Annotated in this window: 10 protein-coding genes; 4 read left to right on the top strand and 6 right to left on the bottom strand. The window is 71.7% G+C overall.

What is annotated here, in order from left to right; genetic code table 11:
- Window positions 1-14: 14 nt before the first annotated feature.
- Window positions 15-575: a cysteine hydrolase family protein gene (locus tag ACQP2P_RS23680; RefSeq protein ID WP_433604098.1), complete on the bottom strand. Its 561-nt coding sequence runs from the start codon at window positions 573-575 to the stop codon at window positions 15-17.
- 124 nt (window positions 576-699) lie between these two features.
- Window positions 700-1,137, bottom strand: a complete 438-nt coding sequence (locus ACQP2P_RS23675) for a MarR family winged helix-turn-helix transcriptional regulator (RefSeq protein WP_433604097.1) — start codon at window positions 1,135-1,137, stop codon at window positions 700-702.
- 299 nt (window positions 1,138-1,436) lie between these two features.
- Between ACQP2P_RS23675 and ACQP2P_RS23670 the strand changes: the two genes are divergently transcribed.
- The gene (locus tag ACQP2P_RS23670) at window positions 1,437-2,885 is read left to right on the top strand and encodes an MFS transporter (RefSeq protein ID WP_433604096.1); all 1,449 of its coding nucleotides are present in this window, start codon (window positions 1,437-1,439) and stop codon (window positions 2,883-2,885) included.
- Between the two features lie 16 nt (window positions 2,886-2,901).
- Here ACQP2P_RS23670 and ACQP2P_RS23665 read toward each other — a convergent pair whose 3' ends face one another.
- Genes ACQP2P_RS23665 through ACQP2P_RS23650 form a run of 4 tightly spaced genes read right to left on the bottom strand, consistent with a single transcriptional unit; the run spans window position 2,902 to window position 8,159 of the window.
- Window positions 2,902-4,599, bottom strand: coding sequence for a glycoside hydrolase family 13 protein (locus tag ACQP2P_RS23665; protein ID WP_433604095.1), 1,698 nt, complete (start codon window positions 4,597-4,599; stop codon window positions 2,902-2,904).
- A complete protein-coding gene (locus ACQP2P_RS23660; protein ID WP_433604094.1) occupies window positions 4,596-5,441 on the bottom strand; it encodes a sugar ABC transporter permease in 846 nt (281 codons plus the stop codon). Before ACQP2P_RS23660 ends, ACQP2P_RS23665 begins: the two co-directional genes overlap by 4 nt.
- The gene (locus tag ACQP2P_RS23655; RefSeq protein ID WP_433604093.1) at window positions 5,438-6,922 is read right to left on the bottom strand and encodes an ABC transporter permease subunit; all 1,485 of its coding nucleotides are present in this window, start codon (window positions 6,920-6,922) and stop codon (window positions 5,438-5,440) included. Before ACQP2P_RS23655 ends, ACQP2P_RS23660 begins: the two co-directional genes overlap by 4 nt.
- A 1-nt stretch (window position 6,923) precedes the next feature.
- Entirely contained in the window at window positions 6,924-8,159 is a 1,236-nt protein-coding gene (locus tag ACQP2P_RS23650) for a sugar ABC transporter substrate-binding protein (protein ID WP_433619227.1), read from the bottom strand.
- Window positions 8,160-8,363: 204 nt separating this feature from the next.
- Between ACQP2P_RS23650 and ACQP2P_RS23645 the strand changes: the two genes are divergently transcribed.
- The 3 genes from ACQP2P_RS23645 to ACQP2P_RS23635 all read left to right on the top strand — a co-directional run bounded on the left by ACQP2P_RS23645 (window position 8,364) and on the right by ACQP2P_RS23635 (window position 13,562).
- Window positions 8,364-9,371, top strand: coding sequence for a LacI family DNA-binding transcriptional regulator (locus ACQP2P_RS23645; RefSeq protein WP_433619225.1), 1,008 nt, complete (start codon window positions 8,364-8,366; stop codon window positions 9,369-9,371).
- A 386-nt stretch (window positions 9,372-9,757) separates the two neighbouring features.
- Complete coding sequence (locus ACQP2P_RS23640; protein ID WP_433604092.1) at window positions 9,758-11,311, top strand: glycoside hydrolase family 13 protein; 1,554 nt, start codon at window positions 9,758-9,760, stop codon at window positions 11,309-11,311.
- Between the two features lie 154 nt (window positions 11,312-11,465).
- The gene (locus tag ACQP2P_RS23635) at window positions 11,466-13,562 is read left to right on the top strand and encodes a carbohydrate-binding module family 20 domain-containing protein (protein WP_433604091.1); all 2,097 of its coding nucleotides are present in this window, start codon (window positions 11,466-11,468) and stop codon (window positions 13,560-13,562) included.
- Window positions 13,563-13,842 lie beyond the last annotated feature (280 nt).

The following is a 13,842-nucleotide window of genomic DNA, read 5'->3' as shown; positions in this document are numbered from 1 at the left end:
CCCCACCCCGGCCTTCAGAGGGACGCGATCCACTCGTCGGTCGTGGTGACCATGGCCTGGCGGGGGAAGACCTTCTCGGTCAGGACACGGTGGGTCTCTTCGTCGGGGTCGGCGCAGGCGTCGGACAGGACGGTCAGCGCGTAGTCCAGGTCCGCGGCCTGGCGCAGGGTCGACAACACCACGCCGCTGGTCGAGATGCCGGCCAGGATCAGGGCGTTCGCGCCGGCCCCGCGGAGCAGCACGTCCAGGTCGCTGCCGCTGAAGGCGCTCACCCGGCGCTTGACGATCACCGGCTCGTCCGGCCGGGCCGGCAGGTCGGCGTGCAGCTGGGTCGCGGGGTGGTCCTGGGTCATGGTGTCGCCGGCCTGGCTGATGGCGCCGAACGTCCGGTTCGTCGCCGACGCCTCGGGGTAGCCGGGGCGGAAGGCGACGCGGACGTACATGACGGGGATGCCGGCGCCGCGGGCGGCCTCGATCGCGCGCCGCACGGCCGCGAGGGCGGGGCCGCCGCCGGCGCGGTCGACGATGCCCTGCTGGAAGTCCATGGCGAGCAGCACGGGACGGATCTCGGACATGCGGATTGCCTCTCTGCGACGTGTACGGACGAACAAGGAGACGCCGCGCTTCGCGCGAGTCTCTGCGCGAACGAACAAACAGACGCTGCGCGGACGAACAGACAGACGCTGCGCGGACGAGCGGTCAGTCGGCGGCCTCACCCAGCCGGGCCAGCAGGGTCAGGGCCTCGTTGATGGTGGCCAGCTCCGGCTCGGTGAAGCGGCGGTCCATCTCCTGCGCGAGCCACGCGTTGCGGCCCTGCTTGTCGGCGAGGGCCCGGGCCCGGCCGGCCTCGCTGAGCGTGATGATGTGCCGCCGGCCGTCCTCGGGATCGGGCGAGCGCTCGATGAGGCCGAGTTCGTCGAGGGCGTTGAGGGTCCCGGTCATCGACTGCGGGCGGACACCCTCAGCCAGGGCCAGGACCGTGGTCGAGGATGCGCCGTCGCGGTGCAGGCGCGCCACCACCGCCGCCTGCGACGGGGTCAGGCCGCCGGAGGGCACCTGACGCAGCCGGGTCCGCAGCCGCCGGACCAGCTCGACCAGGTCACGGGCGGCCGCCGCCGCCCCGGGCGATCGCTCCACCGACGCAACCCCCTCCCTCGATGCCGATCCCAGCGGACCGGCCGGAACAGATCGGACGACTACGTAGGGAGCCTACACAGTTTGCCTGCGCATCGCGAACCGCGCGAGCGCCACCCCGGCGGGGCGAGCCGGGGCGGTAGTCGAGAGAGGACCCGAGCACAGCACCGGCGGGCGACAGGAGCGCTCGCCACGAAGGTCGACGCCGCGGGCGAGGTGCGGGCCGGCGGGTTCCGTCGTGCGATCCGCGTCACGCGGGCGAAACGATTTGCCCGGAGGCTTGCCTCCGGTAATGTGGAGGCATGCCTCAAGTTTCCCAGTCCTCGTACCGGCTGACGTTCGGCGTCCTCGCCGCGTCCACGGCGGCGTTCTCGATGTTGCAGTCGCTGGTCAGCCCCGTGCTGCCGGTCATGCAGCGCGATCTGCACACGTCGGCGGGCACCGTGACGTGGGTGCTGACCGCCTGGCTGCTCGCCGCGTCCGTGGCCACGCCGCTCATGGGCCGCATCGGCGACATGATCGGCAAGGAGCGCACGCTGCTGGCCGCGCTCGCCGCCATCGCGGTCGGGTGCCTGCTCGCCGCCCTCGCGCCCAACATCGGCGTCCTCATCGTGGCCCGCGTGATCCAGGGGCTCGGCGGGGCGCTCTTCCCGCTGTCGTTCGGCATCATCCGCGACGAGTTCCCGCCGGCCCGGGTCGTGTCCGCGGTCGGCGCGATGTCGGCCGTGATCGCGCTCGGCGGCGGGCTCGGGATCATCCTCGCCGGGCCGGTCGTGGCCGCGCTGAACTGGCGCTGGCTGTTCTGGATCCCGCTCGGCGTCGTCGTGGTCACCGGGCTGCTGGCCTGGCGGTTCGTGCCGCCGTCGCCGTCGCGCTCCAGCGGGCGCGTGAACTGGCTCGCCGCCGTGCTGCTCTCGGCGTGGCTGGTGGCGCTGCTGCTGCCGCTGAGCAAGGGCAACGCGTGGGGCTGGTCGTCGCCGCTGACCGTCGGCCTGCTCGCGGCGGCCGCGCTGCTGGCCGCCGGGTGGGTCGCGGTCGAGACGCGCTCGGGCAACCCGCTCATCGACATGCGCATGATGCGCCTGCCCGCCGTGTGGACCACGAACGTCGTGGCGCTGCTGTTCGGCGCCGGCATGTTCGGCGTCTACGCGTTCCTGCCCCAGTTCATGCAGATCCCGTCCTCGACCGGCTACGGCTTCGGCGCCACGGTCGGCCAGGCGGGCCTGCTGATGGTGCCGATGCTGGCCACGATGGCGGTCGCGGGCATGCTCAGCGGCCCCATGGCCGGCTGGTTCGGCAGCCGCGCGCAGGTCATCGCCGGCTCCCTGCTGGCCACCGCGGCCGGCGCCGCGTTCGCCTTCGCCCACACCCACCCGTGGGAGGTGGCCACCGCCGGCGCGGTCTTCGGCATCGGCATCGGTCTCGCGTACGCCTCCATGACCTCCCTCATCGTGCACAGCGTCCCGCTCGCCCAGACGGGCGCGGCCAGCGGCATGAACGCCAACATCCGCACCATCGGCGCCTCGATCGGCACCGCGGTGGTCAGCTCCATCGTCACCGCCGACCTGCGCGCCGACGGCCTGCCGACGGAGTCCGCCTACACCGCGGCGTTCGTCGCCCTCGCCCTGGCCGCGGCCCTCTCGGTCGCCGTGGCGCTGCTCATCCCCCGCCACCGGCCCGGGTCGCCGGCGCGGGAGCAGCGCGACCACTTCGAGGCGGAGGAGCCCGAGCTCACCCCGGTGCGCGGCTGAGCGGCCACGGCACCGGCTACGCGGGGACCGACCAGATCTGCAGGGTCGGTCCCTCGCCGGGCAGGGAGCCGGTCCACGCCGCGCCGCCGTAGAGGTTCGCCGCCTCCGGGACGCCGTCGAGCACGACGCCGGCTCCCGGCGCGCGCCGGGCCAGGATCAGCAGGCGCTCGTCGTGGGTCTCGCGCCAGAAGGCGATCGCGTCCGCGTCCACGTGGGCGAAGCGCAGGCCACCCCCGCGCAGGGCCGGGTGCTTGCGGCGCAGGGCGAGCAGCCGGCCGTACCAGGGCAGCGCCGAAACGCCGGTGCGCCACGGCATCGGGGTGCGCGAGCGCTCGCCGTTGGTGCCGGTCAGGCCGAACTCGTCGCCCGCGAAGATCATCGGCACGCCGGGCAGGGTGGCGAGCAGGCCGGTCGCGACCTCGTGCAGCGCGGGCGAGCCCACGACCGTGCGGATGCGGGCCGTGTCGTGGCTGCCGAGCAGGTTCCACGAGTGGGTCCACGAGCGCCAGGACATCGTCGCCATCATGGCCCGCATCGTGGCGACGAACGCGTGGCCGTCGCGGCTGGGGACGGGGCCGGGCACGCCGAGGAAATTCGGCAGGTCCAGCGCCGGGGCGCGCAGCCAGGTCCACAGTGGACGGGTGAAGCCGGCGTAGTTCATCGTGCCCTGCCACCCGCCCGCGTCGAGGTCACCGCCGGCGCCGTGGGCGTGCTCGGCGACCAGCAGGGCGTCCGGGCGGGCGCCCCGGACCGCCTCCGCGATCAGCCGGGAGACCTCGAGGGTCAGGTCGTCCGCGGCGCGCCGGCCGGTCATGTTGGCCACGTCGACGCGCCAGCCGTCGAGGTACCGCAGCCACCGCCGCACGATCGAGTCCGGATCGGTCACGAACCGCTCGCGCAGCCGGGCCGAGTGCCAGTTGAGCTTCGGCAGCGACGGCACCCCGAGCCACGACTCGTAGCCGCCGCCGGGGCTCGTGTAATACAGGTCGGGCTGGTCGAACCACGGGTGCTCGACGCCGGTGTGGTTCGTCGTGAGGTCGCCGACGAGCCGCATGCCCCGGGTGTGCAGGGCGTCGGCGAGCCGGCGCAGGGCCCGGTCCCCGCCCAGCAGCGGGTCGACGCGGTCGAAGGCGACGGCGTCGTAGCGGTGGTTCGAGCGGGCCGGGAAGAACGGCGTGAGGTAGACGGTGTCGGCACCGAGGTCCTGGATGTGGTCCAGGCGCCGGGCGATGCCGTCGAGGTCGCCGCCGTAGTACTCCCTCGAGTGCCCGCACACCGGCTCGTCCCACTCGCGGCGCTGCGCCCAGCCGGGGGTGGCCGGGGTCGTGGCCGAGCGGGCGAAGCGGTCCGGGAAGATCTGGTACACGATGGCCTCGCGCGTCCACGGCGCCGGGCCCGGGTGCGCGACGAGCCGGAAGTCGGTGTCGTCGGGCACGTCGTGGCCGAAGCGGCCGAGGACGGTGTACCAGTCCCCGTCGACGAGGAACCGGTAGCGCGTGACGGGGTTGCGCACCAGCACCGAGGCCCGCCACCACAGCTCGTCGCCGCGCCGCTCACCGGCGGCGGCGGTGAACCTCGGCTCACCGTCCTCGATGGATCGCACATGCACCGAGCGCACGCCCGGGGACGTGCGCAGCAGCACGTCCACATTGGAGCCGAGCCGCGGGTTCTGGTCCGGCACGTACAGGGCGGACCCGTCGTGGTGGACGATCATCCCTTCACCGCCCCGGTGGTGAGGCCCGACACGATGTACCGCTGCAGCACCTGAAAGACCACGACCGTGGGCACCGCGGTGAGCAGCGAGCCGGCGCAGAACATCCCGAAGTTGGCGTTGCGCTGCTCGGCCACGAGGCCGTAGAGCCCGACGGCGAGCGTCTTGGCGTCGTCGGAGTGCAGGAAGACGTTGGCCAGCAGCACCTCGTTGATGGTGCCGATGAACCCGAGCAGCCCGGTGACCGCGAGGATCGGCGCGACCAGCGGCAGCGTGACCCGGAAGAAGATCTGGGCGTGGCTGGCGCCGTCGATGACCGCGGACTCGTCGAGCTCCTTGGGCACGGTGTCCAGGAAGCCCTTCATGAGCCAGGTGTTCACGCCGAGGGCGCCGCCGAGGTACAGCAGCATCAGCCCCCACGGCCGGTCGAGCCCGATCGCCGGGTAGTAGTCGCCGAGCGCGGCGAAGATGAGGTAGATGGTCACGACCGAGAGGAACTGCGGGAACATCTGGATCAGCAGCAGGGAGACGAGCCCGACCCGGCGGCCCGTGAACCGCATCCGGGAGAACGCGTAGGCGGCCAGCATGGACAGGAACACGCCCACCGCGGCGGCGATCCCGGCGATGAGGATCGAGTTGAGGTACCAGTGCGGGAACGCGGTCTTCGAGAACAGGTCCCCGAAGTTGCCCAGCCCCGCGGCGCTCGGGATGAGCTGCGTCGAGCTCAGCGAGCCCACCGGGTTGAGGGCGGCGGAGACGACGAAGACGATCGGGAACAGCGAGAAGGCGACGGCGAGGAGCCCGGCCGCGTGCCGCCAGCCGGTCGTGCGGGCCCAGGCGATCACGAGTAGACCTCCTCCTGCTTGCGGCTGCGACGGAAGCCGACGACCGAGATGACGGCCACGATGGCGAAGATGTACACCGAGATCGCCGCCGCGAAGCCGAGCTGCGCGCCGGAGCCGCCGAACGCGAGCCGGTACGTGTAGGTGATGAGCAGGTCGGTCGCGCCGATGCTCGAGTTGCCGGCCTCGAACGGCGCGCCCTCGGTGGTCAGGTAGATCGCGTTGAAGTTGTTGAAGTTGAACGCGAACGACGAGATGAGCAGCGGGGTGAGCGCGACGAGCAGCAGCGGCAGCGTGACCCGGCGGAAGCGCTGCAGCGGGGTGGCCCCGTCGATCGAGGCCGCCTCCGACATCTCCCGCGGGATGGCCTGCAGCGCGCCGGTGGCGACGAGGAACATGTACGGGTACCCGAGCCACAGCTGCACCAGGATCACGGCCAGCCGCGCGGTCCACGGGGTGCCGAACCAGTCCACGTGCAGGCCGGTGAGCCGGTTGATGAGCCCGAAGTCCTGGTTGAACAGGTCCCGCCAGACGAGCAGCATCGCGAACGAGGGCATCGCGTAGGGCAGCACGAGCAGCACGCGGTACCAGCTGCGCCCCCGCATCTTCGCGTTGAGCGCGAGCGCGCAGGCGAGCCCGAGCGCGAACGTCGCCAGCACCGATCCGAGCGCGAACCCCAGGTTCCACACGAGGGTCTTCAGGAACGGGCCCGCGATCCGCGAGTCGGTGACGACCCGCGCGAAGTTGGTGAGCCCGACGTCGACCTTCCAGCCCTGGGCCAGGTGCTCGCCGTCGTCGGCGACGAACGAGCCGGTGTCCCCGTCGGCCCTCCAGCGCTTGCCGGTGCCGCGGTCGGTGATGCAGTCGCAGCCGGCGTCGTAGTAGCGGGTGGCCTGGCCGGTGTAGGCGCGGGTGAGCCCGGAGGCCCGGATCGCCCCGCCGTCCGTGGGCACGGTGAACGCGAGGATCTCGTCGTTGCGCTGGGTGGCCTGGCCGAGGTCGAGCAGCTGGTAGCCGTCCACCGCGGTGATCCGCCCGGCCGAGACGGTCGCGTTCTGCAGGGTCCTCAGGCCGGAGGCGTCGCCCACGTAGGTCTTGCCGTCGGCCGACAGCAGCAGGAACTTGAGTCCGCCGTCGTCGAGCGCGACCGACAGCGCGTACTCGACCGACCCCGGCACCTGCCGCACGGAGGCGCTCTGGATCGCCGTGACCGCCTCCTGCTTGCTGCCCCGGTGCCCGTCGCCGTAGTTGGTGAACGCGGTGGCGACGGTGTAGAGCACCGGGACGACCTGGAACGCCAGGAGGAACAGCACGCCAGGGACGAGGTACTTCGCCGGGACGGCCCGCGGCGACAGGTAGATCGCGAAGATCATGCCGGTCACGACGACGAGCACCGCGAGCCATCCCCACGCACGGGCCTCGGCCAGCGGGAAGGCGGCGTACACCGCCAGCGCCAGGCAGAGCCCGAGGACTGGAATCTTCACGCTACTTGCTGATCGCATCGGCGATGGTCTTGGCGGCACCGGCCAGAGTGGACGGTACGTCCGCGCCGCCGATGATCGCCGACTCCGCCTTGCCGAACGGGTCCCACACCGCGGCCATGGCCGGGATGGCGGGCAGCACGGCGCCGCCCTTGCCCGCGGCGAGCCACTTCTCGATGTCGGGGTCGCTGCCCTTGACCTGGTCCATCGCGGCGTTCAGGGCCGGCGGGCGGGGGTTGGCCTGGTACAGCGCGACCTGCAGCTCCGGCTTGGTCAGGTAGTTCGTGATGAACTCGTTGGCCAGGGCCTTGCTCTTGCCTTTGCTGGCCACGTAGAACGCCTGCACGCCGACGAACGGCTGCGCGGCCTTGCCGCCGGCGAACCCGGGCACCGGGGTGATGTCGTACTTGACGCCGGCCTTCTTGATGTCGGCGACCGCCCACGGGCCCGAGATCAGGAACGGGGCCTTGCCGCCGGTGAACGTCGGGATCGCGTTGTCGCTGTTGACCGAGCGGGTCAGGGCGCCGGAGCCCTTCTCGCCGAGCGCGGCGATCTTCTTGAACGCCTCCACCGACGCGGGCTTGTCCACGCCGAGGTCCGCCGGGTCGTAGTCGCCGTTGGGCTTGGTCCCGAAGAGGTAGCCGCCGGCCGAGGCGAAGAGCGGGTAGACGTGGTACGCGTCGCCGTTCTGCCCCACCTGCAGCGACAGGATGTTGGAGACCTTGCCCGAGTCCTTGAGCGCCTTGCCGGCCGCGACGAGGTCCTCGATGCTGCCCGGCGCGTTGGGGACCAGGTCCGTGTTGCGGATGAGGGCGAGGTTCTCGATGGCGTACGGCACCCCGTAGACCTGCCCGTTGAAGGTCACGGCCTTCATCGCCACGTCGGCGAACCCGGACTTCTGCGAGTCCGACAGCTGGATCGGGTCGATGGTGCCGTTCTGCACCAGGTTGCCGATCCAGTCGTGGGCGCCCACGACGATGTCCGGGCCCTTGCCGGACTGCGCGGCGGTGACGAAGTTGGTCTGCAGGTCCTTGGAGACCGCCTGGACCTGCACGTCCACGTGGTTGGCCTGCCCGAACTGCTCCGCGAACGGCTTGAGGGCGGCGGCCCGCTGGTCGTCGGCCCAGATGGTGAGCGTGGCGGTGGGCGCGGTGGAGGAGCTCTCGGGGGTCTTCGACGACGAGCAGGCGGTGAGCGTCAACGCCGCGAGGGCGAGCACGGCGGCGGCGCGCAGCGGAATGCGCATGGATGCTCCTGTTCAGGGTGGAGCACACGCACGCCGGTCGAAGGCGTGCGTGTAGCCAGGGAATGGTGCACGGCGTCGGTACAGGGGTGTCGATCGACTGCCGGTGGCGCAGACCGTAGCAAGGACTTGCATCGAATGAAAGGCCTTCCAAGCGACTTTCAATTTCGGCGCGCAGCCGCTTACTCTCGTCGCATGGCCATGGACGCTCCACGAGCTCGCCTCGCCGACATCGCCAAGCAGGCGGAGGTCAGCGAGGCCACCGTCTCGCGGGTGCTCAACGACCGCCCCGGGGTCAGCGCCGACACCCGGCACGCCGTGCTCACCGCGCTCGACGTGCTCGGTTACGAGCGACCCGAACGACTCCGCAAGCGCAGCGCCGGCCTCGTCGGCCTGGTGACGCCCGAGCTGGAGAACCCGATCTTCCCGCTGTTCGCGCAGGTCATCGAGTCCGCGCTGTCCCGGCACGGGTTCACGCCCGTGCTGTGCACGCAGACGCCCGGTGGCGTGACCGAGGACGAGTACATCGAGATGCTGCTCGACCGCGCGGTCGCCGGCATCATCTTCGTCTCCGGGCTGCACGCGGACACGACGGCGGACCACGACCGGTACCGCAAGCTCATCGACCGCCCGCTGCCCATCGTCATGATCACCGGGCACGTCCCGGGGCTCGAGGCGCCGTGCATCTCGTGCGACGACGCCCGCGCCAGCGAGCTGGCGGTCGATCACCTGGCCTCGCTCGGCCATACCCGCATCGGCTTCATCTCCGGCCCCGAGCGCTTCACCCCGGTGCAGCGCAAGATCCTCGGGTACCGCGAGGCGATGCGCCGCCACGGCCTGCGCGACGAGATCGAGCTCTCGCTCTTCGGCGTCGAGGGCGGCGCGGCGGCGGCCGGGAGGCTGCTCGAGCGCGGCGTGAGCGGGCTCGTGTGCGGCTCCGACCTCATGGCGCTGGGCGCCGTGCGGGCGGCGCGCTCGCGGGGGCTGTCGGTGCCCGGGGACGTGTCGGTGGTCGGCTACGACGACTCGCCGCTGATCGCGTTCACCGATCCGCCGCTGACCACGCTGCGCCAGCCCGTGCTCGCGATGTCGAACGCGGCCGCGCAGTCGCTCATCGACGCGATCAACGGGCAGCCCTCGCCGCACTCGGAGTTCCTGTTCGCGCCGGAGCTGGTCGTGCGCAACTCGACGGGCATCGCCCCTCGCTGAGCGTCTCGTCCCCGTTCTCGCGTTCTCCGGTGGTACCCGGCGCAGGCTGGCGGGCCGCGCCGCGCTTTGCAGCACCTCCCGTCGCCGCCGGGCCTCAGGGCCCGCGCTGCACACTCTGCCGCACGGCTCCCCGGCCGCCGCGGTGCGCTGCACGCTCTGCCGCACGGCTCCCCGGCCACCGCGGTGCGCTGCACACTCTGCCGCACGGCTCCCCGGCCACCGCGGTGCGCTGCACACTCTGCCGCGCGGCTCCCCGGCCGTCGCGGTGCGCTTCACGCTCTGCCGCGCGTGGCCTGCCGAATGTCCCGCGCGGAGTCTTCGCGCCCTCGCCGGCCTCCCCCATTGGCCGCGCGTGGCCGCACCCCACGCCTCACGAAGGGACCCCGATGTCCGATATTTCGGATGTGCCGCAGCAAGCGTGGTGGCGCACCGCCGTCATCTACGAGGTCTACGTCCGCAGCTTCGCCGACGGCGACGGCGACGGCGTCGGCGACCTCGCCGGCCTGCGCGAACGCCTGCCCCACCTGCGCGACCTGGGCGTCGACGCGATCTGGCTGACCCCGTTCTTCCGCTCCCCCATGGTCGACGGCGGCTACGACGTGTCCGACTACCGGGACGTCGACCCGAGCCTCGGCAGCCTCGCCGACTTCGACGCCATGCTCGCCGCCGCGCACGCCCTGGACCTGCGGGTGATCATCGACGTCGTCCCCAACCACACCTCCAGCCAACACGCTTGGTTCACGCAAGCCCTGCAAGAACTTCCAGGCGGACCGGCCCGTGCGCGCTACCACTTCCACCCCGCGACCACGGACGGCGAGCCCCCGAACGACTGGGAGTCCGTCTTCGGCGGCCCGGCGTGGACACGCACGGCCGACGGCGAGTGGTACCTGCACCTGTTCGACCCGGCGCAGCCGGACCTGAACTGGGACAACCCCGACGTGCGGGTCGAGTTCGAGGGCGTGCTGCGCTTCTGGCTCGACCGCGGCGTCGACGGCTTCCGCATCGACGTGGCGCACGGGATGGTGAAGGCCGCCGGGTACCCCGCGGCCGGCCTCACCGGGCAGATCGGGCTGCTCGGGCGGCGGGTGCTGCCGTACTTCGACCAGGACGGCGTGCACGAGATCCACAAGGCCTGGCGCAAGATCCTGGACTCGTACCCCGGGCAGCGCATGGCCGTCGCCGAGGCGTGGGCGTCGACGCCGCAGCGCCTCGCCCGGTACACGGCCCCCGACGAGCTGCACCAGGCGTTCAACTTCGAGTTCCTGCAGGCCGACTGGGGCGATCCGGCGGCGGTGCGGGCGAGCATCGACTCGTGCCTGCACGCGGCCGGGTCCGTGGGCGCGCCGGCGACGTGGGTGCTGTCGAACCACGACGTGCGCCGGCACGTGACCCGGCTCGGCTCCCTCGAGCGGGCCAACGCCGCCGCGCTGCTCATGCTGGCGTTGCCGGGTTCGGCGTACCTCTACCAGGGCGACGAGCTCGGCCTGCCCGAGGTGCTCGACCTGCCCGCGGACGCCCGCCAGGACCCGGTCTGGTTCCGGTCCGGCGGCACCGATCCCGGCCGCGACGGCTGCCGTGTGCCGCTGCCGTGGGAGTCGGAGGCGCCCGCGTACGGGTTCTCGGCCACCGGCGCCTCCTGGCTGCCGCAGCCGCCGGCGTGGGCCGCTCTGGCCCGGGACCGGTCGTCCACCGTGGACCTGTACCGGGCCGCGCTCGCCCTGCGCCGCCGGCTGACCGGCCCGCTGCGCTGGCACGAGAGCCCCGACGGGGTGCTGGACTTCGCCCGCGACGGCTTCCGGTGCATCGTGAACCTCTCGCCGGAGCCGGTCGCGCTGCCGGACGGCGCCGAGGTCGCGCTGGCCAGCCGACCCATCGACGGAAGTACCGTTCCGGCCGACGCGACCGTGTGGATCTTTGCAAGAACTGCCAGATCTTCCTGATCGTTTCTCCAGTCCAAGGGCCTTGCCGGAACTGCTCGCGGGCAATTTCTGCAAGGTCCTTGACAGGGAGTTTCAACGGGGCTGAAGCTCAGCGTCAATCGATCCGGCCGCCACCGGGTCGCACTCCGCTTTCCGCCGATCCGGAGGACCCCCCGTGCGCACACCCCGCCTCACACGAACCCTGGCCGCAATCGGCGGCCTGATGCTCGGCGCGGCCCTGACGGTGCCGCTGTTCACCGGCGGCCGCCAGGCCGAGGCCGCCGCCGGCACCAACGACGTGATCGCGAACCTGTGGCTGTGGCCGTGGAACTCGATCGCGACCGAGTGCACGAACGTGCTCGGCCCGGCCGGGTACGGCGCGGTGCAGGTCGCCCCGCCCGAGGACTCGATCAGCGTCGCCGGCCACCCGTGGTGGGACATCTACCAGCCCGCCGCCTACGACCTCAACGGCCGCATGGGCACCCGGGCGCAGTTCCAGAGCATGGTGAACGCCTGCCACAACGCGGGCGTCAAGGTGTACGTCGATGCCGTCATCAACCACATGACCGGCGCCGGGCAGTCCAACAACACCGCCTACGGGCCCGCGTCGTTCACGAACAACTACAGCTACCCCAGCGCCGGCTACAGCTCGGCGGACTTCCACTTCTACCCGGCCGACTGCCCGCAGCCGGACAACCAGATCCACGACTACAACAACCCGACCGAGGTCTGGAACTGCCAGCTCGTCGGCCTGTCGGACCTCAAGACCGGCACCGACTACGTACGCACGAAGATCGCGGGCTACCTCAACGACCTCATCTCGCTCGGCGTCGACGGCTTCCGCGTGGACGCGGCCAAGCACATGGCGCAGGCCGACCTGTCGGCCATCAAGGGCAAGCTGACGAACCAGAATGTGTACTGGGCGCAGGAGGTCATCCCCGGCGGAACCGGCAACCTGGCGCCGTCCGCCTACGAGGGCATCGGCGGGGTGCTCGAGTTCACCTACGCCACCAGCCTCAAGGCCCAGTTCAACGGCAGCATCGCCAACCTGCAGACCTTCGGGCCGAGCTGGGGCCTGGAGCCCAGCGCCAAGTCCACCGTCTTCGTGTCCAACCACGACACCGAGCGCAACGGCTCGACACTGAACTACAAGGCGGGCGCCACCGACACCCTCGCGAACGTGTTCATGCTCGCGTGGAACTTCGGCACGCCGAACGTGATGAGCTCGTTCACCTTCTCGGACAACGACGCCTCGCCGCCGGCCGACGGCAACGGGTACGTCACGCCGGTCACGTGCGGCAGCGGCTGGCAGTGCCAGCACCGGCAGCGCGCGATCAGGAACATGGTGGGCTTCCACAACGCGACGCGGGCCGACTCGACGGTGGGCAACTGGTGGTCGGACGGGGCGAACGCGATCGCGTTCTCCCGCGGTACCAATGGCTGGATCGCCATCAACAACGGCAGCGGCGCGGTGGGGTCGCGCACGTTCAGCACCGGGCTGCCGGCGGGCGTCTACTGCGACGTGATCCACGGCGACTACAACCCGTCGGCGTCGACCTGCTCGGGCCCGACGGTCACGGTGAACGGCAGCGGCCAGGCCACCGTCGGCGTCGCGGCGAAGGACGCGGTCGCGATCCACGCGGGAGCGCGGGTCACCGGCGGCTCCACGGCCTCGCCCAGCCCCACGGCCAGCGGCGTTTCCTTCACGGTCTCCGGCGCGCCGGCGGGCAACCCGGTGTACCTCGTCGGCTCGATCGCCCAGCTCGGCTCGTGGAACACCGCGAACGCGATCCCGATGACGGCCGGCGGCGCGAACTGGACCACGACGGTGACGCTGCCGGCCGGGGCCGCGATCGAGTACAAGTTCATCACCAGGACCAGTTCGGGCACGGTCACCTGGGAGCCGGGCAGCAACCACACGTACACGGTGCCCGCCGGCGGCACCGGCACCATCACCACGAGCTGGAACGGCTCCTCGACGACGACCCCGGCGGTGACGTTCAACGCGAACGTGACCACGACGTTCGGCCAGAACGTGTTCGTCGTCGGCTCGATCCCGGCGCTGGGCTCGTGGAACACCGCGAGCGCGATCGCCCTGTCGTCGGCGAACTACCCGATCTGGTCGGCGACGGTGGCGATGCCGGCGAACACCGCGGTGGAGTACAAGTTCATCAAGAAGAACACGGACGGCTCGATCACGTGGGAGAGCGGCGCGAACCGCACCCTGAACACGGGGACGGCGCCGCAGACGGTCAACGCCACCTGGAAGTAGTGATCTCGTCCACTGTGGACGGCACTCGGGGCTCTCTCCCCCGGCGCGCCGTCCACAGTGGGCGCCCAGGTCGCGTTCGGCCGCCGCGCCCGCCGTCACCGCGATCCGCGCAAGCTCGCACAGGCACGACCGCCCATTCGCCCACGGTCCCCTGTCCGGCCGCCGTCACCATCCGCGCAAGCTCGCACAGGCACGACCGGCCATTCGCTCACGGTCGCCTGTCCGGCCGCCGCACCAGCCGCCGTCACCATCCGCGCAAGCTCGCGCAGCACGACCGGCC

Origin of the sequence: Dactylosporangium sp. CA-139114, assembly GCF_050955725.1 — a bacterium.
GTDB lineage: Bacteria > Actinomycetota > Actinomycetes > Mycobacteriales > Micromonosporaceae > Dactylosporangium.
The sequence above is the reverse complement of the archived record's forward strand: the minus strand, read 5'-3'. Positions and strand labels throughout refer to the sequence as shown.